This window comes from Mesoflavibacter profundi, from assembly GCF_014764305.1.
GTDB lineage: Bacteria > Bacteroidota > Bacteroidia > Flavobacteriales > Flavobacteriaceae > Mesoflavibacter > Mesoflavibacter profundi.
In genome coordinates this window covers 708,288-731,276 of sequence record NZ_CP061703.1, presented here as the reverse complement: position 1 = coordinate 731,276, position 22,989 = coordinate 708,288, and the positions used below count along the sequence as shown (strand labels likewise).

18 protein-coding genes are annotated in these 22,989 nt (G+C 30.6%); 6 read left to right on the top strand and 12 right to left on the bottom strand.

Annotated features, from left to right (window positions below; all coding sequences use genetic code 11):
* Positions 1–8: 8 nt before the first annotated feature.
* The 4 genes from proB to rpsO all read right to left on the bottom strand — a co-directional run bounded on the left by proB (position 9) and on the right by rpsO (position 4,578).
* Positions 9–785, bottom strand: a complete 777-nt coding sequence (proB, locus tag IFB02_RS03395) for a glutamate 5-kinase (protein WP_106686914.1) — start codon at positions 783–785, stop codon at positions 9–11.
* A 1-nt stretch (position 786) separates the two neighbouring features.
* Positions 787–1,593, bottom strand: coding sequence for a pyrroline-5-carboxylate reductase (gene proC / locus IFB02_RS03390; RefSeq protein ID WP_191073050.1), 807 nt, complete (start codon positions 1,591–1,593; stop codon positions 787–789).
* Positions 1,594–1,894: 301 nt separating this feature from the next.
* Complete coding sequence (locus tag IFB02_RS03385; protein ID WP_106686916.1) at positions 1,895–4,144, bottom strand: polyribonucleotide nucleotidyltransferase; 2,250 nt, start codon at positions 4,142–4,144, stop codon at positions 1,895–1,897.
* A 164-nt stretch (positions 4,145–4,308) separates the two neighbouring features.
* Positions 4,309–4,578 carry a 30S ribosomal protein S15 gene (rpsO, locus tag IFB02_RS03380; protein WP_106686917.1) on the bottom strand — a complete coding sequence of 90 codons (270 nt, stop codon included), beginning with the start codon at positions 4,576–4,578 and terminating at the stop codon, positions 4,309–4,311.
* A 223-nt stretch (positions 4,579–4,801) separates the two neighbouring features.
* On the opposite strand from rpsO, the gene IFB02_RS03375 reads away from it, so the two are divergent.
* On the top strand, positions 4,802–5,899 hold the full coding sequence (locus tag IFB02_RS03375) for a sensor histidine kinase (RefSeq protein ID WP_106686918.1): 1,098 nt from the start codon (positions 4,802–4,804) through the stop codon (positions 5,897–5,899).
* A gap of 53 nt (positions 5,900–5,952) precedes the next feature.
* Here the strand turns inward: IFB02_RS03375 and accD are convergent, their stop codons facing one another.
* The 3 genes from accD to tamL all read right to left on the bottom strand — a co-directional run bounded on the left by accD (position 5,953) and on the right by tamL (position 10,746).
* Entirely contained in the window at positions 5,953–6,810 is an 858-nt protein-coding gene (gene accD, locus IFB02_RS03370) for an acetyl-CoA carboxylase, carboxyltransferase subunit beta (RefSeq protein WP_106686919.1), read from the bottom strand.
* A 228-nt stretch (positions 6,811–7,038) separates the two neighbouring features.
* The gene (fbaA, locus tag IFB02_RS03365) at positions 7,039–8,106 is read right to left on the bottom strand and encodes a class II fructose-bisphosphate aldolase (protein WP_106686920.1); all 1,068 of its coding nucleotides are present in this window, start codon (positions 8,104–8,106) and stop codon (positions 7,039–7,041) included.
* A gap of 111 nt (positions 8,107–8,217) precedes the next feature.
* Entirely contained in the window at positions 8,218–10,746 is a 2,529-nt protein-coding gene (gene tamL, locus IFB02_RS03360; RefSeq protein ID WP_106686921.1) for a translocation and assembly module lipoprotein TamL, read from the bottom strand.
* A gap of 146 nt (positions 10,747–10,892) precedes the next feature.
* On the opposite strand from tamL, the gene IFB02_RS03355 reads away from it, so the two are divergent.
* Positions 10,893–11,609 (top strand): TrmH family RNA methyltransferase, encoded by a 717-nt coding sequence (locus IFB02_RS03355; protein ID WP_106686922.1) that lies wholly within the window; start codon positions 10,893–10,895, stop codon positions 11,607–11,609.
* 58 nt (positions 11,610–11,667) lie between these two features.
* On the opposite strand, the gene porT is transcribed toward IFB02_RS03355, so the two are convergent.
* Together porT and ubiE are read right to left on the bottom strand one after the other, a co-directional pair.
* A complete protein-coding gene (gene porT / locus IFB02_RS03350) occupies positions 11,668–12,387 on the bottom strand; it encodes a type IX secretion/gliding motility protein PorT/SprT (protein WP_106686923.1) in 720 nt (239 codons plus the stop codon).
* Positions 12,388–12,394: 7 nt separating this feature from the next.
* Positions 12,395–13,126, bottom strand: coding sequence for a bifunctional demethylmenaquinone methyltransferase/2-methoxy-6-polyprenyl-1,4-benzoquinol methylase UbiE (ubiE, locus tag IFB02_RS03345; RefSeq protein WP_106687042.1), 732 nt, complete (start codon positions 13,124–13,126; stop codon positions 12,395–12,397).
* 117 nt (positions 13,127–13,243) lie between these two features.
* Here ubiE and trkA point away from each other — a divergent pair, with 117 nt between their 5' ends.
* Both trkA and IFB02_RS03335 read left to right on the top strand, forming a co-directional pair.
* Entirely contained in the window at positions 13,244–14,593 is a 1,350-nt protein-coding gene (gene trkA / locus IFB02_RS03340) for a Trk system potassium transporter TrkA (protein ID WP_106686924.1), read from the top strand.
* 7 nt (positions 14,594–14,600) lie between these two features.
* Entirely contained in the window at positions 14,601–16,106 is a 1,506-nt protein-coding gene (locus tag IFB02_RS03335; protein ID WP_106686925.1) for a TrkH family potassium uptake protein, read from the top strand.
* Here IFB02_RS03335 and IFB02_RS03330 read toward each other — a convergent pair whose 3' ends face one another.
* On the bottom strand, positions 16,107–18,830 hold the full coding sequence (locus IFB02_RS03330; RefSeq protein WP_106686926.1) for a T9SS type B sorting domain-containing protein: 2,724 nt from the start codon (positions 18,828–18,830) through the stop codon (positions 16,107–16,109).
* Positions 18,831–19,592: 762 nt separating this feature from the next.
* On the opposite strand from IFB02_RS03330, the gene IFB02_RS03325 reads away from it, so the two are divergent.
* Positions 19,593–19,856, top strand: coding sequence for a hypothetical protein (locus IFB02_RS03325; protein ID WP_106686929.1), 264 nt, complete (start codon positions 19,593–19,595; stop codon positions 19,854–19,856).
* A gap of 49 nt (positions 19,857–19,905) precedes the next feature.
* On the opposite strand, the gene IFB02_RS03320 is transcribed toward IFB02_RS03325, so the two are convergent.
* Both IFB02_RS03320 and IFB02_RS03315 read right to left on the bottom strand, forming a co-directional pair.
* On the bottom strand, positions 19,906–21,096 hold the full coding sequence (locus tag IFB02_RS03320) for a pyridoxal phosphate-dependent aminotransferase (protein ID WP_106686930.1): 1,191 nt from the start codon (positions 21,094–21,096) through the stop codon (positions 19,906–19,908).
* 7 nt (positions 21,097–21,103) lie between these two features.
* Positions 21,104–22,204 carry a fatty acid desaturase family protein gene (locus tag IFB02_RS03315; RefSeq protein ID WP_106686931.1) on the bottom strand — a complete coding sequence of 367 codons (1,101 nt, stop codon included), beginning with the start codon at positions 22,202–22,204 and terminating at the stop codon, positions 21,104–21,106.
* A gap of 134 nt (positions 22,205–22,338) precedes the next feature.
* Between IFB02_RS03315 and rsmG the strand changes: the two genes are divergently transcribed.
* Positions 22,339–22,968: a 16S rRNA (guanine(527)-N(7))-methyltransferase RsmG gene (rsmG, locus tag IFB02_RS03310; RefSeq protein ID WP_191073049.1), complete on the top strand. Its 630-nt coding sequence runs from the start codon at positions 22,339–22,341 to the stop codon at positions 22,966–22,968.
* Positions 22,969–22,989 lie beyond the last annotated feature (21 nt).

The following is a 22,989-nucleotide window of genomic DNA, read 5'->3' as shown; positions in this document are numbered from 1 at the left end:
CAATTTTTTTAGTGAATAAACTTTGTTCCTATTTCTTTATCGTCTACAATGTCTACAATTACATTTTCTCTTTTACCATTGGCGATGTATGTAGGAATATCTTTTTTTGCGGTTCCTTTGGCTATTTTTAATTTTGAAGCCATGCCACCACGACCTTCGCCTTCTTTTTTACCAGAAGCTTTTACGTATTTTTCTACATTTTGATCAACGGTGACTTCGGTAATTTTTTCTGAATCTTCATCATCTGGATGACCAGTATATAAACCGTCGGTATCAGATAAAATAATTAATCTATCAGCATCAATCAATTCTGCTACTAAACTTGCTAACTCATCATTATCTGAAAACATAGACATGCTTAGTGAAACAGCATCATCCTCATTAGCAATTGGTGTAACTCCTTCAGCTAATAAGCCTTGATAACAATTAATCATATTTTCGCGGTGTTTACCAGCGTCAAAATCTCTTTTAGTTGCTAAAACCTGAGCGCAACGCATACCATAATCGTGGAAAATACTGTAGTAATGACGCATTAATCGTGGTTGTCCAACAGAAGAATATATTTGTCGTCGTGTAGATTTGTCTGTTGCTTTAATTTCTCCTAAAACTTCTTTTCCAGCTATTGCTGATCCTGAAGATACTAAGACGACATTGATATCTCTTTCATTTAAAACAGAAATTTGACGGACCAATTCTCTTAATACTGGACCTAAAATTCTGTTGTCTTTATTGGTCAGTACGTTCGTACCTACTTTTACTACAATCTTTTTAATATCGTCTTCCATTTTATTTGTCTTTACCTAATTCTACAGCTCTATCAAAAGCAGCATAAGCAGCATCTTGTATTAGCTGTTTTACATTATTGTCTTCCATGCTATCTATAGCAGCTTGTGTTGTTCCGCCTTTAGAAGCTACACGATCTATCCAGCCTTCTGGTGATAAATTGGATTGATTAAACAGCTCTATTGCTCCTTCAAAAGTGTTACTTACTAATACTTTAGAATCGTAATCTGAGAAGCCCATTTTTAATGCAGCTTCTAACATAGATTGCATAAAATAGAATACATATGCTGGTCCACTACCAGAAATTCCTGTAGAGGCATCGATAAATTTTTCGGTATTCACATGAATAGAAGTACCTGTAGTATCTAAAAGGTTTCTAACCATGATTAATTCAATTTTAGAAACAGCTTCAGATTCAGTATAAGATGTGACACCTTTACCAACTTTTGCTGGTAAGTTAGGCATTGCTCTTACTACTTTTTTTGCATTTAATTGATCTTTAATTGTATCTATAGTTACTCCAGCCATTAAAGACACAAATATTTGTTGGTCATTAATTAGTGGTTTCATTTTAGAAAATAAATCTTCACTATGATATGGTTTTACAGCAATAAATATGATATCTGATTTTGGAAGACTATCTTCTAAATTATCATAAACATCAAACTGAGGTTGTTTATTAAGCGTTTTTATTTTTTTAGGATCGGTATCGTAAATTTTTAGATTATGTTTTCCTAATAATGTCGAATTTGACATTCCTTCAGAATACGTTAATCCCATATTACCTGCGCCTATTACTAATACTTTCATTTTTTAATTTTAAATTTTTGTCAGTACTAATAAAGCCACAAACACTATGCGACAGTGCCAAATAGATTATTGGATTTAAATTTTTTTGAGTTTGAAAAGAATTATTACATATCCTTAAAGAATTAACAGTGTAATGTGTTAATAATTAAGGATATGTAAAATGTGTTATGTTAATTAATTCTTAAATAGTGACAGGTTGTCGGTGACAATTAGTGAATTTAATCGCTGTATATTTTGAATAAACCATAAAAAAACCTCGCAATTAGATTGCGAGGTTTTTTTATTAAGGATAAATTATTTGTTAATCTTCCTTTTTATTGTCTCTTGGTTTTTTATCGTCACGACGGTTATCACGATTGCGATTGTCACGTCCTTTGTTATCACGATTTCCACCTTTGTTGTCTCTTGGAGCTCTTTCTTTATAACCTTCAGGTTTTGGTAAAAGTGCTTTACGAGATACTTTGTCTTTTTTAGTTCTAGCGTCTACACCAAAGTACTTTACATCAAATACATCTCCCATATTTACAACATCAGATACATTTTCTGTGCGTTCCCAAGCTAATTCGCTTACATGTAATAAAACTTCGTTTCCTGGTGCTTCTGTGTATTCTACAACAGCTCCAAAATCTAACATTTTAATTACTTTAACTTCGTAAACACTTCCAACTTGAGGCTTAAATAACATGGCATCGATACGCGCTAAAACAGCATCAATTCCTTCTGATCCAACACCTAAGATTTCAACAATACCTTCTTCTGTAACAGGATCTTCGTTAATAACGATAGTTGTTTCTGTTTCTTTTTGTAATTCTTGAATATTCTTTCCGCCAGGACCAATAAGTGCTCCAATAAACTCATTAGGTATACGTCTTGTTACCATTTTTGGAGCGTGACCTTTAACATCTGCATTAGGTTCAGAAATTGTTTCTGTTAATTTACCTAAGATGTGTAAACGACCATCACGAGCTTGTTTTAGTGCATTTACTAAAATCTCGTAAGATAATCCTTTAACTTTTATGTCCATTTGACAAGCTGTAATACCATCTGCAGTACCAGTTACTTTAAAGTCCATATCACCTAAGTGATCTTCATCTCCTAAAATATCAGATAATACAGCGTATTTACCAGATTCTGTATCGGTAATTAATCCCATTGCAATACCAGAAACAGGTTTTTTCATTTGTACACCTGCATCCATTAATGCCATAGTACCAGCACATACGGTTGCCATAGAAGAAGAACCGTTAGATTCTAAAATTTCTGAAACTACACGTACAGTATAAGGACAGTCTTCTGGTACCATACCTTTTAATGCACGTTGCGCTAAATTACCATGTCCAACTTCACGTCTTGAAGTACCTCTTATTGGTCTTGCTTCTCCTGTTGAAAATGGAGGGAAATTATAATGTAAATAGAAACGCTCTTCACCTTCAAAAGATGGCATATCTATTTGGTTTGCTTCTCTACTTGTTCCTAAAGTTACGGTTGCCAATGCTTGTGTTTCACCACGAGAGAAAATAGAAGATCCGTGTGTAGATGGTAAATAATCTACTTCACACCAGATTGGTCTAATTTCGGTAGTTTTACGACCATCAAGACGTAAACCTTCGTTTAAAGTTAAATCACGTACAGCAGCTTTTTCTGCTTTGCTGTAGTATTTAGAGATTAAGTCTCCATAATCTTCAATTTCTTCTTCAGAAAAAGTTGCGATTATTTCTTCTTTAATTTGGGCAAATGCAGCACCACGTTCTTGTTTAGAAGATCCTGCTTTAGCTACAGCATATACTTTGTCGTATGCCATATCATGGATCTTTTTAGCTAAGTCTTCGTCTGCTCTTTCTGCTTCGTACTCTCTAGTTTCTTTTTTACCAAATGCTTCGGCTAATCTAGTTTGAGCTTCACACTGTACTTTAATCGCTTCGTGAGCAGCTTTGATAGCTTCTGTCATTTCTTCTTCAGAAATTTCATCCATTTCACCTTCAACCATCATTACAGAGTCTGCAGATGCACCAATCATCATATCGATATCAGATTCTGCTAATTGTGCTAATGTTGGGTTGATGATAAATTCGCCATTAATACGTCCAACTCTTACTTCTGAAATTGGCGCTTCAAACGGAATGTCTGACAACTGGATTGCAGCAGAAGCAGCTAATCCTGCCATAGCATCTGGCATAACTTCTGGGTCATGAGACATTAATTGTATCATGATTTGTGTTTCGCTGTGATAGTCTTTTGGAAATAAAGGACGTAACACGCGGTCTACAAGACGCATAGTTAATACTTCACCGTCGCTTGGTCTTGCTTCTCTTTTGAAGAATCCACCTGGATAACGTCCAGCAGCAGCAAATTTTTCGCGGTAATCTACTGTTAATGGTAAAAAGTCTACGTCTGCAGCTTTGTAGTTAGATACTACTGTACATAATAGCATACATTTACCAGATTGTACAACAACAGAACCATGTGCCTGTTTTGCTAATTTTCCGGTTTCGATAGAGATTTCTCTACCGTCACCAAGGTCTATGACCTCTTTGTAAGTTTGTGGAATCATAAATTTTTTAATTCTAATTAAACAATGGTCGTTGTGTTGTTGTTGTGTGTAGTTGTTGTTTTGACCAATGAAAAACTATAATTAGCTTCTTCAAAATCCGTTAGTTATACTCAAACGAATGAGTTGTTATAAATGAAAAAAAGAGGCGCGAAGCCTCTTTTTGATTATTTTCTTAATCCTAATTCTTTTACAATTGCACGGTATCTCATGATATCCTTTTTAGTAAGATAGTCTAAAAGCGCACGACGCTTACCTACTAATTTTACTAGAGAACGCTCTGTATTAAAATCTTTACGATTTTGTTTTAAGTGCTCTGTTAAGTGGTTTATTCTGTAAGTGAATAATGCAATTTGTCCTTCTGCAGAACCAGTATTTGTTTTACTGTTACCGTGTTTTGCGAAGATTTCTTCTTTCTTTTCTTTTGATAAATACATTCTAATATTATTGTAAATGATTGTTATGTACACGAAAGTCTATCTTTCGAGCGGCAAATATAGGTATTTTTATTGAAAACAATACTTAATAATATATAATATGTCTGTATTTGATAAAAAATGTTATGCTTTAATTTTTTGTGCTTGTTAAATAAAAATTAAAATAATTCTTTGATACTAATCTTACTAGCTTTAATTTTATATTGCTATAAATCAATAAATTATGACTAAGAGTTTAAAGTCTATAAAAGGAAAACTCTTTGAAAATATCTTTACTCATGCCAAAGAAGGCATTGCTATTGTAGGATTAAAAGGAGATTGGATAAAAGTAAATGGTAGTATTTTAAATACATTAGGCTATACTGAGTCCGAATTGTATGCAATGACTTTTAAAGAAATTACACATAAAGACGATCTTAAAAAGGATTTAAAAAAGATGAATTCTTTACTAGATGGGAAAATAGAAAATTACGCAATGAATAAGCGTTATTTTCATAAAAATGGTCATGTTTTATGGGCAAGACTTAGTGTTTCTTTAGTGAGAGATGATGATCATAGACCTATTTATTTTATTTCTCAAATTTCAGATATTTCTAAACTAATAAATAGTGAGTTAAAGCTAAAATCTATGTTAGATATAGCAAAAGAACAAAATGATAAATTAAGTGATTTTGCCGAAATCATAACTCATAATCTTAAAACTCATGCTTATAATTTAAATACTTTAGTTAGCTTTATTGCTCAAGATTTACCAGAAATAATTGATAAAGAAGAGTTTTTAATGTTAAAAGATTCTGTTATTAATCTAAGCGAAACGGTTAGTCATTTAACAGATATAGCAAAAATAAAATCTCATAATTATTCCGATTTACAATCATTAAACCTTAAAGAATATATTGACAAATCTATTTATAATGTTAGCGCCTTAGCAAAAAATGCGAATAGCAAAATTGTTAATAAGGTAACCGAAGATTTTAAAGTTAAAGCAATACCGGCTTATTTAGATAGTATTATCTTAAACTTTCTTACTAATGCAATAAAGTACAGATCCTTAAAAAGACAACTTCAGGTAAATATTGATTGTAAATATGAAGGTAAATATATTGTCTTAAAAATTTGTGATAATGGACTTGGACTTGATTTAAAAAAGTTTGGAAACAAATTATTTAGTTTATATAAGACATTTCATTATAATACCGATGCAACAGGTGTTGGATTATTTATTACTAAAAATCATGTAGAATCTTTAGGAGGATTTATTGAAGTTAAAAGTGTAGTAGATATTGGAACAACTTTTTTTATTTATCTACTTAGAGGTTAAAAAAAAGACCTTATTTAATAAGGTCTTTTTTTAGTTTTTCTAGATTTTGAACATTAAGCTCTTAAAGGCTGGTTTGTTATTAAATCTATGTATTTATTGACTTGATTTTTTAATTCTCTACGATGTGTAATAAAATCTAAGAAACCATGTTCTAATAAAAATTCTGAGGTTTGAAATCCTTCTGGTAATTCTTGTCCTGTAGTATCACGAACAACTCTTGGTCCTGCAAACCCAATTAAAGCACCAGGTTCAGCAATGTTTATATCTCCAAGCATAGCAAAAGAAGCTGTTGTTCCTCCTGTTGTTGGATCTGTACATAACGATATATAAGGTAAACCAGCATCTGCCAACTGACCTAGTTTTGCTGAAGTTTTTGCTAACTGCATTAATGATAATGCTGCTTCCATCATACGTGCTCCACCAGATTTAGAAATAATCATAAAAGGTAATTGGTGTTTTAGCGCATAGTCTGCAGCACGTGCAATCTTTTCTCCTACAACACTTCCCATAGATCCACCAATAAAAGCAAAATCCATACATGCTATTACTAGATCTTTACCTTTAGATTTACCAACTGCACATCTAACTGCGTCTTTTAAGTTAGTTTTCTTTTCGGCAGCTTTTAAACGATCTGGATATTTTTTTGTGTCTTCAAAATTTAAAGGATCTTTAGATGTTAAGTTTGCATCTAACTCTTTAAATTTATTATCGTCAAATAAAATTTCAAAATATTCTTTACTTCCAATTCTTACATGGTAACCATCTTCTGGACTTACGTAAAAGTTTTTTTCTAATTCTTTAGAATCTACAATTTTACCAGTAGGAGATTTATACCAAAGACCTTTAGGAGTATCTTTTTTTTGTTCTGTTGTGGTTTGTATACCTTTTTCTTTTCTTTTAAACCAAGCCATATTGATTTATAATTTTAGTTTGCAACTTAATTATTTTTATTAATTAAACTGCTTATGCTATTAGTTAGTTTTTTTGATAATTAAGCTTACAAAATTACTGTTTTTATTATTTAATCTCAAAAAATACAATTATTTAACCTTTTAAAATTTAATGTTTCACAAAAAAATCCTGCTAATTATCCATATTTAATAGGATTAGCAGGATTTAATAATTAAGTGTTTAAAGTCTTAAAGCGTGTTAACGTTATTTAAGTCTTCAAAAGCTTTTTTAAGACGTTCTACAAAAGTTTGTTCACCTTTACGTAACCAAACACGTGGATCGTAGTGTTTTTTATTAGGAGAATCTGGTCCATCAGGACTACCAATTTGAGATTTTAAATAATCTGCTTTTTCGCCCATATAGTCTCTAATACCAGACATAAATGCATATTGCATATCTGTATCGATATTCATTTTAATAACACCGTAACCAATAGCTTCTCTAATTTCTTCTAAAGTAGATCCTGATCCACCATGGAATACAAAATCAATATGGTTATGCGGTAAATTATATTTTTCTGAAATATATTCTTGCGAGTTTTTAAGGATTTTTGGTGTTAACTTTACATTTCCTGGTTTGTAAACACCATGTACATTACCAAAAGCAGCAGCTATTGTAAATTGGTCACTTACTTTGCTTAACTCTTCATAAGCATATGCAACTTCTTCTGGTTGTGTGTAAAGTTTAGATTCGTCTACATCACTATTGTCTACACCATCTTCTTCACCGCCAGTTATACCAAGTTCTATTTCTAAAGTCATACCCATTTTACTCATTCTAGCAAGGTATTCTTTACAAATTTCGATGTTTTCTTCTAAAGGTTCTTCACTTAAATCAATCATATGTGAACTGTAAAGTGGTTTACCTGTTTCTTTAAAATGCTGCTCACTAGCATCTAAAAGTCCATCTATCCAAGGTAGTAATTTTTTTGCACAATGGTCTGTGTGTAAGATTACAGGAACGCCATAAGCTTCTGCCATTAAGTGTACGTGTTTTGCACCAGCAATACTTCCAGCAATTGCTGCTTTTTGACCATCGTTGCTTAACCCTTTTCCAGCATTAAATTGTGCGCCACCATTAGAGAATTGAATTATAACTGGTGCATTTAAAGCTGCAGCAGTTTCTAAAACACCATTAATTGTATTAGATCCTATAACGTTTACAGCAGGTAGAGCAAATCCTTTTTCTTTAGCTAATTTGAATATTTCTTGAACTTCTTTACCTGTTGCAACTCCAGGTTTAATGTTATGAGCCATTTTAATTTAATTTGTTGAATTAGTAATGTTTGTAAAAGTAAGGAAATTAGATGTTATTTTTAAGTTTTTAGGTATAAAACCACGCAAACGTTATCGCAAAATTAAGCCTATCTAGAATGGATAATTTATACCAATATTATAGACTGCGTTTGAAAAATTATAGTCTTTAAACCAACGATTTCCTTTTGGGTAAGCAGGATTGTAAGTTTTAAAACCTATATCGCCACGTAATACAAAGAAGCCAAAATCGTAACGCAAACCAAATCCAGATCCTACTGCGATATCTTCTAAAGATTGTAACCCAGAAAAGGTTGCTTTTTCTTCTTCTATATCGTCAAATACATTCCAAATGTTACCAGCATCTACAAATAAAGCACCATTTAAATCTCCAAATAAATTAAATCTTTGCTCTGCACTTAATGCTATTTTAAAGTTTGCTTCGTTAAATTCATTTGTGGTTTCTAAACTTCCAGGACCTAAATTGTATGCTGTCCAAGCTCTATTATCGTTTGCTCCACCAGCAAAAAAACTTTTAGAGAAAGGTATGTTTGTAGAGTTGCCATATGGTATAGCAATACCTACAAAACTTCTAATAGCTAATACGTTTTTGTAGCCTAAACTCCAGTGTTTTATATAATCAAATTCTGTTTTTACATACTGAGAGAATGCTACATTGAAAAATTCATATTGATCATTTTCATTTTTTTGAGCGCCTAAAATAGCAGATGCTGTAGATAAAAAATTTCCTGCTAATTCTAATTTTAATCTTAAAATTGAAAAGTCTTCATCTAATAAGTTTTCTCTTCTGTCTTTAACATAATTAAAGTTTGTCGAAAATATTAAGTTGTCTTCTGTTAGTCTTGTTTTTCTTTCGCCTATAGCATTTGCAGCATCTAAATCGTCTTGCGATAAATTAGCGTTGTAAACCCCATTTTTAACTTCGTTTAAAAAGAAATTGGCTTGTCCAGGAATACCTAAAACTTCGTTGTTTGAAATATATCCGCTGTTTTGAGCAATTTGATTTAATGTTTCAAAAGAGTTTTGATAGACATTAAAATAATTTGCTGTGTTTAAATTTTTTACAAATTGCACATTAAATAAATCCAACCTGTTGGTTACCGATCTGCTAGGATACCATTGGTAATTAAATATTCCAGAAAATGTTTGTTTATCTAAACCTATGTTGGTTTGACTTGATGCAGCAAGTGTTATTTTTGTACTAGGCACCATGGATTTAGGTATGATTTTTTCTGTATTAAAAGGGAAAAATATTCTTGGAAAATTAAGTTTTAGGTTTGCACCAAGTTCGTTAATATCAAAAAATTGATCACTATCATTATTTGCATCTTTTGAAGCACCAATGGATGCAAATCCAGAGATTTCTAATGTTTCGGCACCATTAAATACGTTTCTTATCAAGAGACTTGGGTTAAAAGAAAATCCAACTGTTTGTATGTTACTTTGTAAGGCTTCTGCACTTATACCAAGTTCGAATTTTTTTAAAGGTGTTAAGTAAATATTTGCTGTTAAGGTTGTATCTGGATTTTCTACATACTCTATATTAGGGTATTTAAACGTACGTAAGTTACTTATTAATCTAGAGGTTAACGGTCTGTCTCTATCTTTAAACAAAGTGTTTGGCGTTATAAATACAGCATTTGTTATAGCTTTAGGTTTGTATCTTAATTTACCAATGCTGTATACGTTGTAATTGTCGTAAGTTACCGAGTCTGTTATTGCAATATTTCGGTTTTTATAGCTACTATTAGTATAAATATTTACATCTTTTATAGAGTATACTTTAAAAGGTTCTCTTCTTGTTGAGTCTTCTTCTCTTATTAATCTGTTGTCTATAACAGTTTCTAATGTCATCGTGCTATTACCTCTTAAAGTGTCTGATACATATCTTACATAATCTTGAGAGAAATGGTAAACACCATTGTTACGCATTAGGTTGGTTATACGATCTTCTTCATTATAAAGAATATCATCTTTAAACTGTTTATTTGGTTTTATTAGGCTTTGCGATTTGTGCGCTTCAAAAATTTTACTTACTTCTGGAGAAGCAATACTTGTAGAAACAGTATCTATTATAAAAGCATTACCTGTTTTAATTTTATAATCTACGGTACCTTTTTTGTCTTCGCCTCTATTAATGTTATAATCTGCAGTTACATTAAACCAACCGTTAGATTTATAGTAGTTTTCTAACTGCTTTACAGATTTTTCTGTAAGTTTTTCGTTAATAATTACTGGTGCTTCACCTGTGTTTTTAATCCATATATTAAAGTTTTTTCTAGAACTGATAAATTTATCAAGTTGTTTTCTAGATAAGACTTTGGATTTACGTTCTATTTTTTTTGGATTATTGTAATATTTATCCATTAAAATAGAGTCTATATTTGGTCTTGCAAGATTATAAAAGTATAGTCTAATAGGTAAGTTTACTAGAGGTAATCTTGTGTTAGGTTGTTGGTATATGATATTTGAGATTGTATCGTTTTTAACCTCTTCACCATTGATAATTAAATTATTTTTAATTAATAGATGTTGATTGTCTGCAACACGTTTAACCGAATTACAACTTGAAGCAAAAAGGGCTATTATTAATAGCGTAATTGTAAACTGAAAATGTTTCAAAAAGAAAAATTTAATAGTAAAGGATTAATATTTTGATACCTAGATTACTTGTTAAACTCAAAAATACATTAAATATTCAATAAAGATGAAGTATATAGTTTAAACTGCTTATTTTTCTGTTACTTTTATAAAAAAATTAAGATAAAGTGCTTTCTAAAAATCAGATAAAAAATATTACCAAATTACAGCAAAAAAAGTATAGGCTAGAAGACGGTTTATTTATTGCTGAAGGTGTTAAAGTAATCAACGAATTTTTAAATTCGACATTAGAATTGGTAGATTTATTTACAACACAATCTTTTAATACTAGTAAAGAAACTATAATTACAGCACAAGAGTTAAAAAAAATTAGTGCCTTAAAAACGCCAAACACAGCGTTGGCAATTTTTAAAATACCTGAGTTAACATTAATAGATAATTCTGGTTTAATTGTAGCGTTAGACAATGTTAGAGATCCAGGAAATTTAGGGACATTAATACGATTGTGTGATTGGTTTGGAGTAAAACAATTGCTTTGTAGTAAAGCTACTGTAGACTGTTATAACCCTAAAGTTGTACAAGCAACTATGGGAAGTTTAACACGAGTAAAAGTATTTTATATAGATTTAGAACATTATTTAAACGAAACAAAACTACCAGTTTATGGCGCTTTTATGGACGGAGAAAATGTGTATAAAACCAGTTTACAAGACCAAGGAATATTAGTTTTGGGTAATGAAGCTAATGGAATTAATAAAAATGTAGAAGGTCTAATTACTAAACGAATAAGTATACCACGATTTGGTGATTTACAAATTACAGAAAGCTTAAATGTAGCTACTGCAGGCGCAATATTGCTAAGCGAATTTAAACGAAACGATTAGATGATATAAGTTGAAAGACCAGAGTTATTCTATCTGCTAGTAGAAAGTTGTAAATTTTTTACTGAACAGTAAAATTAATAAAAAAGCCTCTAGTTTGCATACTTTCTATATTGCTAGTCCAAGGACTATTTGGATCTTTATCTCTAATAATTTCGTCATTAAGAGCAAATACACCTCTAATAGAAGGCGTAAATTTAAACCTATCAAGGTAAAAATCTATACCCAAACCTAATTCGTAAAACTGCATGTTTTTTTTCATTCTAAATTCTCCAGCAGAATTGTCGTCTGGATTTTTTTCGTTACTAGAAAGGTTGATTGCAGTAGACAAACCAGTTAATATAAATGGTTTAATATTATTAACGCGTTTTGTAGAAATTTTTAATAATAAAGGAAAGTAAACGTAAGTAGATTTTACTTCTCTTAATAAATCAGAATCAGAAATTTCGTCTTCAAAATTTTCAAAATTAGCCAAAGGATAATTTAGATTTCTTTGAGAGATAACTAAACCTGGTTCTAATCTTAAATCAAAATGATCATTTATTCTTAGATTACCTATTAAGCCTACATTAAACCCAATAGTTCTTTCGGTTTGAATATCTCCTAAATTGTCTTTGTAATCAAATTTAAAATCTAAATTATTAAACCCAAGATAATAGCCCCAACTTAATCTAGCTTTATCTACGGTTTGAAGATTTTGTACTTTTTCTTTTGTAAATAATTGCGCGTTTGTAATTGAAACACTACATATTGTGAAAAGTATAAAAAATAGGTATTTCATGTAATTGTTAAGATTTTGACGCTATATAAATTGTAGCAACACCAAACGTTTGAGGTTTATCTTGCACATTTATAAACCCAATATTACGTAAAATATTGTTTAAAGCTTCACCGTAAGGAAAAACAGATGCACTTTCACTTAAATATTTGTAAGCTGTTTTGTCTTTAGAAAATAGTTTTCCAATAGTTGGTAAAATGTATTTAGAATATACTTTATAACCTTGTTTAAAAGGAAACTTTGTAGGAACAGATGTTTCTAAAATTACAAAAGTACCACCAGGTTTTAATACGCGTAAAATTTCTTTTAAACCATTGTTTAAGGTTTCAAAGTTTCTTACGCCAAAAGCTACGGTAATTGCATCAAACGTGTTGTCTTCAAAAGGCATATTTTCAGAATCACCAATAATCATGTCTATTCTGTTGTCTAATTTTTTGTCTTTAACCTTTTGCTTACCTACGTTTAACATACCTGGACTAATATCTAGACCTATAATTTTTTCAGCAGAAGTTTGAGCAAGATTAATAGCAAGATCGCCAGTACCAGTTGCAATATCTAAAATAGATTTAGGTTGTTGCTTTTTTATAATGTCTACAACATTATTACGCCATTTAATGTCTATTCCAAAAGAAATTACGCGGTTAAGTCCGTCATACTCTTTAGAGATAGTATCAAACATTTGGGTAACTTGTTCTTTTTTACCTAAGTCGCTGTTTTTGTAAGGATTTACTTTAGTCAAAATCAAAAATTTTGGCAAAGATAATGCTTTAGACTTGGTATTAAAACTTCAAAAGCATAATTATTTAAGGCTTAAATATTTAAAATAATTATCTTTGTATCCCTTATTTAAAGATTATTTATGAAAATAATTATAGCTGGAGCTGGAGAAGTTGGATTTCATTTAGCAAAACTATTATCTTACGAGTCTCAAGAAATTACATTAATTGATACAGATAGAGAAAGCTTATCCTACGCAGATAATCATCTTGACATTAAAGTGTTAAAAGGTGATGCAACATCTATTGCAATATTAAAAGAAGCTCGTGTAGAGACTTCAGATTTATTTATTGGCGTAACAGCTTCTGAAACAACAAATATTACCGCTTGTGTCTTAGCAAAGCAATTAGGAACTGTACGTACCATTGCAAGAATTTCTAATACAGAGTTTATCAAGCATAAAGATGAGGTTGGATTTACAAGATTTGGAATAGATGAATTAATCTCGCCAGAAAGTCTTGCAGCTTCAGAGATTGAATTGCTGTTAAACCAATCGGCTTTTAGAGATAGTTACGAGTTTGAAGATGGTGCGCTTACAATGGTTAGTTTAACCTTATCAAGAACAGCAAGTTTTGTTGGTAAAACGGTTAAAGAAGCAGGACAATTATTTTCTGAAATTCATTTTGTGCCAATTGCAATACAACGATTTGGTACACAATATACTATAATTCCTCGTGGTGATACCGAGTTTAGAGAAGGCGATAGTGTTGTCTTTATAACCAGTGCTGGCGGCGATCAAGAACTATGTAAGATGACCGGAAAATCTAATACACCAGTAAAGGATGTAATGATTTTAGGAGGTAGTAAAATTGGTTTTAAAACTAGTAGAGACTTATCTACTAATGGTTTCAATATAAAATTAATAGAAAACAATAAAGATCGTGCTTTTGATCTAGCAGATGACTTACCAAAAGTGTTAGTGATTAATGGAGATGGACGTAATGTAGAATTGCTAGAGGAAGAAAGTATTAGCGATATGGATGCGTTTATATCTGTTACAGGAAACTCAGAAACCAACATCATGTCTTGTCTTGTTGCAAAATCTAAAGGTGTTAAAAAAACAATAGCTTTAGTAGAAAATATGGATTATTTTGAGTTGTCTCAATCCATAGGAATAGATACCTTAATAAATAAAAAGCTACTAGCAGCAAATAATATATTTAGATACATTAGAAAAGGTGAAGTTATTGCTATGACTAAGCTAAATAACATGAATGCTGAGTTGTTAGAGTTTAGGGTAAAAGCGACATCAAAGATTTGTAACAAGTTAATTAAAGATGTACAATTTCCAAGGTCTGCAATTGTTGGTGGAGTGATAAGAAATGGTGAAGGGTTAATTGCACTTGGTGGATTTAAGATAAAAGAAGGCGATTATATAGTAGTATGTTGTTTGCCAAGGTCTATTAAAGAAGTAGAAAAATTATTCTTATAAAATAATCATGGGAAAAGGACTGCGCCTTAATTATAAAATTATCTTCTATTTTTTTGGATTGTTATTAGTATTTAATGGAGGATTTATGTTGCTATCCAGTTTGGTAAGTTTGATTTATCAAGATGGTGTTACATTACAAATTTTCTTATCGGGTATCATAACATTAATTTTTGGTTTATTTGGAATGCTACACCATAGAAACCATAATAAAGAAATGAACAAACGCGAAGGTTATATAGTTGTTGCGTTTGGTTGGGTAGTCATGTCTCTATCTGGAGCAATTCCTTATGTAGCAACAGGAAGTATACCAAGTTTTACTAGTGCGTTTTTTGAAACCATGTCTGGGTTTACAACAACAGGTGCATCAATTTTAAATGATATTGAAGTAGTGCCAAAAGGTGTTTTATTCTGGAGAAGTTTAACACATTGGATTGGTGGTATGGGAATAATTGTTTTAGCAGTAGCAATACTTCCGTTATTAGGAATAGGAGGAATGCAGTTATTTGCTGCAGAAGCACCAGGACCAAGTGCAGATAAGTTACATCCTAGAATAACAGATACCGCAAAGCGATTATGGCTAATTTATTTTGGTTATACTGCTGCAGAAACTTTGCTTTTAAAACTTGCAGGAATGAGCTTTTTTGATGCAGTTAATCATTCTATGAGTACTCTATCTACTGGAGGTTTTTCAACTAAAAATGCAAGTGTTGCCTATTGGAATGATAATCCATTAATACAATATATTATTATTGTGTTTATGTTTTTAGCAGGAACTAACTTTGTATTAAGTTATTATGCGTTTAAAGGAAAAATAAGCAAGATTATACAAGATGAAGAGTTTAAACTTTACTTTAAGTTTATTACAATTTTTACCTTAATTGCAGCTGTTTTGATATATTTTAGAGCAGATATTTCGTTATCTAGTATTTCTCATCCTCAAGTTTTTGGTCCAGCCGAAAGTGCTTTTAGACACGCTTTATTTCAAGTGTTAACAGTGGTAACTACAACAGGTTTTATTAGTGCAGATTTTACCTTGTGGACTCCTTTTTTAACTGTAATGTTTTTTGGTTTAATGTTTTTAGGTGGTTCTGCAGGTAGTACATCTGGTGGCGTAAAAGTTGTAAGACATTTAGTTTTAATAAAAAATGGTTTTTTAGAGTTTAAACGTACATTGCATCCAAATGCAATTTTACCTGTAAGATATAATCGTAGAGCAGTTTCTGGTATTATTGTATTTAATATTCTTGGATTTTTTATCCTTTATATGATTTCTTTTATAACTGGAGCTTTAGGGTTTTCTATGATGGGATTTGATTTCGAATCTTCTATAGGTATTGCTGCTTCCAGTTTAGGTAATGTTGGTCCAGCATTAGGTGTTTTTGGTCCTGTAAATAATTATGCTGCACTACCGCCAATAGGACTTTGGTGGTCAAGTTTTTTAATGTTAATCGGTCGTTTAGAATTATTTACTGTTCTTATTTTGTTAACGCCTTTTTTCTGGAGGAATAGGTAGTTAATATTTTAGGGTGAAATGCCCTGTTTTATTTATAACTTTATTTTCTGTTGTGATTAATTCGGCTTTAAACCAGTAATCGTCGCTTGGTAGTTTTTTTCCATTGTAAATACCGTTCCAACCTAAATCTATAGTTTTTAAACTCATCGCGTAAAGTCTCTTGCCATATCTGTTATATATTTCTATATAAGCACTTTTGTAAGTGTTAGAGTTTATGCCCTTTACCGTCCAAATATCTTTTACTCTATCATTGTTAGGTGTAAAGTATTTTGGAAATTGAATAAATGAAATTTGCTTACTAATATCTGCCTCACAATTATAAATATCTCTAACATAAACATCTATAATACCTGGTTCTACATTGTAAAATGTATAAGCATTGCTATTACCATAAAAATTTACATTATCTAAAGAAAACTCATAGTTACTTTCGCCTATAACATCTATATTTAAAGTTGTTCCATCTATATTTAAATTATTAAATGTAGGATAATTTGGAGCTTGTATGTTAAAGTTAGTTGTATAATAACAGGTTAAATTATTTTCTGTTCTAGATACTTCAACATTATAATTTCCAGGTTGTGTTATTTGAATTATTCTATTATTAGATATAACGTTACCTTGATTGTCATACCATGTCCAAGTGTCATTTTCTATACCTGCATCTAGTTGTATATATTCATCTTCAAAACACATTTGATATGTTGGTAAAATATCTAAATTAAAAGCGCTATTAACAATTAAATCAAAATTAGCAATTGCTCCACAGCTACCATTAGATTGGTTAATAATTACCCAAATTGTATTATTTATACTGTCGTAATCAAAATTATAAAGCGGGTTATTATTGTCATTAATCACGTTGGTACCAGATAGTGCATCTTGATAACTAGGGTAAAAGTTTATTTGTTCAATTGTTGGTAAATTTAATAAAGAAGCTATTTCTTGAGCTTTGTTTAATAAATTAAATCTACCAATATTGTTGTATTGGATGTTATCCGAATCTTCACAAGAAACAAGTGGATCAAGTTCTATTAATTGTTGAGTGTTAACTTCGATATTAAAGGAGTCTATATTTTTACAACCATAAATTGATGTTATGTTTACAAAAATTTGCTCTGGATTAGAGTTGTTTTGGTAAGACTCAGGATTGTCTATTGGGTTAATCTCATTGTTGGCGTCTTGAAAAGTGTTGTAAAATTTGATATCGTAGCTAGAATCATCTCTTGGATCGCCATTATAGAAATTTTCGACTTGATATAAATTGAATGTAGAAGTACCTGAATTATTTATATCGCATTGAGAAAAAACCATATTATCGTCTATTTCTGGTAAAGGGTACGCTTCAACTATCTTGTATAACTTTATAGTATTATTATTTACTGTTATTTCAGCTCTAACTGTATAGATACCTGCATTTAGGTAGTTGTGAGAAGGGTTTAAGGCGTTAGATGTATTACCATCACCAAAATCCCAATTTACTGATGAGATTGTGTCATATGCATCAAGATTAAAATTAAAAGTTTGGTCTACACATCTGTTTTCTGTGATAATTCTATTTCTCATAAAGGATGTAACAAAGTTAGGAAGTCCTTTTGTGCTGTGATTTACTAATGTTATTGCATGATTAATGTAGCCTATATCATTGTAGTTGTCAGGTTTATTTATCACACTAATTTTTTTAAAATAATGAGGATCGCTATCTAAATAATTAGCTATATATATTTTAGAGTTACTAGCTAATTGTAAGCCTCCAAATCTATAATCAGAGCTATAATCTATTAGTTCTTTTTCTGTAAAAGGCGCTCCGCTATTTAGTTCAAATTTATGTAAATAAGAGTAATCGTTAAAATTACCTGTAAAATATAGTACTTCAGAATCTGCAGAAAACTCTATGCTATCTACAGAAACAGGAGTAAAAATATAACCAGCATTTAATCCTTTAAAATAAGTAACGGAATTGGATATTATATCGTAATTATATATTTTAATAGTTGAAGTGTCACTACTGTCGCCTATTGCTATATATTGTCCATTTGGAGAAATTTTTAATCCACAGCTTTTATTTATATATTCATACTGAAGTATTACAGTGTCTTCTAGACTAACAGTTGAAGTAGTAAAATTACCAAAAACACCAATATTTATAATAAACAAAGCCTGATATGTTGTGTCGTTAAAAGGGTTTATTTTACCTAATCCAATTGCTTTTACAGAATTTGTTTGAGGTGAATAAACTGCACTAATTCTTTCTGTAGAAGAATTTGTTAGCTTTACATTTTTAGAAGTTACTACACCGTCAGGATTTGCGTCATCAAATACAACAGTAGTATAATAAATACCACTACTAGTGTAATGAGTTCTTGTGGTTAAAACAAAAAATCTTAATTCGTCGTTTGGATCAGGAATTATAATACTAGATTGAAAATTTGTTGTTTCTGCATTTAAATCTTCACCATTTGTCATTATTTGATGATTCCTATTCCATATTGTTTGCCCATTTGTATAAAATAGTAGCATACCATTTTCGTCAGAAATAGTTGAACAACCAGCTGGAGTATCCATCGCGCTGTCAGTTAATTGCGAAACTTGTCCGTAATTAAAATTTAATCCTGATTTATTACCAAAATACCAATTGTTAGTTTCATTTTGACAAAACGAAACTTTTATTGTAACAATAAATAATATTAAGATAACCATCAGGTCTTTAGTAGAGTACCTCATGATCAATAGCAATTTATACGAATATACAAATTAACTAATTGATAATGTTAGTTTTGAATAATAATTTGTAACATTTTTGAAAAAACATCTACCTATATATAAAGCATGATTTTTAGAGATTTCCATATTAAAATATAATATTCTGATATAGTAATTTAATATCTAACCTCTAAATTTTCAGAATAAAATTAGTAATTATGGGAGGAGAAGGATCAATGATGGCAGCAAATAACTCTTTAAAAAATAACAGGAGTATGTTGTCTAAATGAAAGGGAAAGTCTTTAGGTTTAATTGCCAAGTCTAACTATAAAACAGAGTATAATTTACCAAAAGCAAAACCAGAAGATATAAAAAGATTAAGAGATAAATTACAACAAGAACAACGTTTAAGTAGAATAAAAAGCATCATTTTGTTTTTGGTCATTTTTATAATACTTATCGTTATATTAATATTCTTAAATAATTAATTATGCCTTTAGGAGAGTATATGCAGTCTGTTTTAAAATCAAATAAATCTATTAGATTGAATAAAACTAGTCGATTTAAAGGTAAACACTTTCTTGAAGGTAAAGGTGAGTTGGATTTTAGTGATTTGCCTAAAGCTAGTCCAAATCAGTTAAAAGAAATAAAAGAAAAAATAAAATATGATCTTGAAAAAAGGCAAATAAAACGATTTATATTGTTCGGATTTATTTTGTGTATTGTGTTAATAATCATCTTTAAAATACTTTGATGATTTGTTTCATCTAAAATCTACATATTATGTTTGGCGGTTCTCCATCTTCGGTATTTAAAAATAATAGAGACTTATTAAAAAATAATAAGAGGGAGAAATTTGTCTATAAAAAAAGTATACAGAATAAAGTAGAAAAAGAAAAGTTTGATCACTTAATTTTAAATACAGAATATTGTCAACAAATTAGAAAGCAACTTAAAAGAGATAATAGGATAAAACGGATAAAACAAGTTGTTTTACTTACAATTGTAATGAGTGTTTTAATCGGTATACTTTATTATTATTCATAAAAAAAGACCTTAATTAAAGGTCTTTTTTTATTTATTATATAAGCTATAATTAGCTTACAGCTTCTTTAATTCTTTTAATAGCTTCAATAATCTGTTCTTGACTTGCCGCATAACTAATTCGTATACAATCAGGATTTCCAAAAGCATCACCAGTAACCGTAGCAACTAACGCTTCTTCAAGTAAGAATAACGAAAAATCTGTGGCGTTATTAATAGTTTTTCCTTTTAATGTCTTTCCGAAGAAATAAGAAACATTAGGAAAAACATAAAAAGCACCTTCAGGTATATTTGCATTAAAGCCTTCAATTTCAGATAGCAGTTTAAGTACAAGATCTCTTCTAGTTTTAAATTCGTCTATCATGTATTTTACTGCAGAAGGACTTTCGTTTAAAGCTGTAATTACAGCTCTTTGCGCAATACAATTTGCTCCACTTGTTATTTGTCCTTGCATTTTGTTACAAGCTCTTGCAATCCAGTCTGGAGCACCAATATATCCAATACGCCAACCAGTCATAGCAAATGCTTTTGAAACGCCATTAACGGTAATGGTTCTGTCGTACATTCCATCTATACTAGCCATACTTGTATGAGGCGAATCTGTATAATTTATGTGTTCATAAATTTCATCAGAAACTATATAGATATTTGGGTGATTTTTTAAAACGTTTGCTAAGCCTTCTAATTCTTCTTTACTGTAAATAGATCCACTTGGGTTACAAGGTGAGCTAAACCAAATCATTTTGGTTTTTGGTGTAATTGCAGCTTCTAATTGTTGAGGTGTCATTTTAAAATCTGTATCAATACTTGTAGCGACTTCTACAGGAACACCATCATTTAATTTTACAATATCAGAGTAGCTTACCCAATATGGGCAAGGTAGAATAACCTCGTCACCTTCATTTAACATCACAGCAGCAACATTTGCTAAGCATTGTTTTGCACCTGTAGAGACTACTATTTGAGGTAATGTATAAGTTAGATTATTATCTCTTTTAAATTTTGTGATAACAGCTTCTTTTAATTCTTGATAACCATCTACTGGTGTATAAGAATTATAGTTTTGGTTAATAGCATTTATGGCTGCTTCTTTAATAAAATCTGGAGTATTAAAGTCAGGTTCGCCTAAGCTAAGTCCGATAATGTCTTTACCTTCATTACGTAATTCGCGTGCTTTTGCTGCCATAGCTAAAGTCGCCGAAGTAGACATGTTTAAAATGCGGTTGGAAAGTTGTTGGTCCATTGGTTTTTTAAGCTTGAATAGCTGGTCTTTGCCCCATTTCTTTTAAAAACTTAAAATGAGCAATTACAGCTTTGCGTGTTGTTTTGTATTCGTTATATGGTAAATTAAACTCTTTTGCTGTGTTTTTTACAATTTCGGCGATTTTACCGTAATGTACATGGCTAATATTAGGGAAAATATGATGTTCTACTTGATGGTTAAGTCCACCAGTAAACCAATTTATTAGTTTGCTTTTTGCTCCAAAATTAACAGTAGTTTTAAGCTGGTGTATTGCCCATGTGTTTTTCATTGTGCCATCTTTTTCTGGTAAAGGCATTTCGGCTTCATCCATTACGTGTGCTAGTTGAAAAACAACGCTTAAGATTAAACCTGCTGTATAATGCATAATAAAAAATCCTAAAAGAACTTTCCACCAAGCTAAATCAAAAAACACTAGAGGAATAACTATCCAAATTGAAACATATACTAATTTAGAGATTACTAATTTACTCCAATTCCAAACCGGATTAGGAAACTTACCGTAAGATAATTTTCTATGCATGTAACGTTTCATTTGTTGCCAATCTGTTGTGATAGCCCAGTTTATAGTTAGTAATCCATAAAGAAGAATTGAGTAATAATGTTGAAATCTGTGGTACCATTTCCATTCAGAATGTTTAGAAAATCTCAAAATTCTACCAGCTTCTAAATCTTCATCATGACCATGAATATTAGTATAAGTATGGTGTAAAACATTATGTTGTACTTGCCAATTGTAAACGTTACCGGCTAATATATAAATGCTACTTCCCATCAAACGGTTAACCCATTCTTTATTAGAAAAAGATCCGTGGTTACCATCATGCATAACATTCATTCCTACTCCTGCCATACCAACGCCCATAACTATTGTTAGTAGTAATTGTGCCCAACCAGGAATGTTTAATGTCATTATTAAAAAATATGGAGCTAAAAATAAGGTAAACATTACTATGGTTTTTAGCCAAATACGCCAATCGCCAGTTCGTTTAATATTATTCTCTCTAAAATATTTATTTACTCTTTTGTTTAAAGTTCTAAAAAAGTTTGCAGAATCTGTTCTTGAGAAAGAAAGTGTTTGCTTTGTCATTGCTATTAAATTAATTTATTTATTATAACGCAAAAGCGAAATAAATCATATCCGGTAAAGATAAATAATTATGTAAAAGCAAAACTAACTTTTTAGTGTTAAATGTCTATTTTTGCTGAAATTTTAAAGAAATTATGGAGTTAATTTTAAAATATTTTCCTGATTTAACAGAAAAACAAATCGAGCAGTTTACTGCGCTAGAAAATTTATATAAAGACTGGAATCTTAAAATAAATGTTGTTTCAAGAAAAGATATTGACGAACTATATCTTAGACATGTTTTACACTCTTTAGCAATAGCAAAAGTTATAAATTTTAAGGATGGAAGTTCTATGATGGACGTTGGAACTGGTGGCGGTTTTCCAGGTATACCTTTAGCTATTTTATTTCCTAATTGTCAATTTCATTTAGTAGATAGTATTAATAAAAAACTAAATGTTGTTAGAGAAGTTGTAGCAGGTTTAAATTTAGAAAATGTTAAAGTTACTCATACCAGGGTAGAAGATGTAAATGAAACTTATGATTTTATAGTAAGTAGAGCTGTTGCTGCTATGCCAACCTTTGTAAGATGGGTAAAAGGAAAAATAGCTAAAGCGCAAAATAATGATTTAAAAAACGGAATTATCTATTTAAAAGGTGGTGATTTAACAGAAGAGCTTAAAGATTACCAAACTATTACAACTTACAATATTTCTGATTTTTATGATGAAGACTTTTTTGAGACCAAAAAAGTTGTTCATCTTCCAATGAAATGGAAAGGATAACAAAAAAGCCTTTTTCAGTTT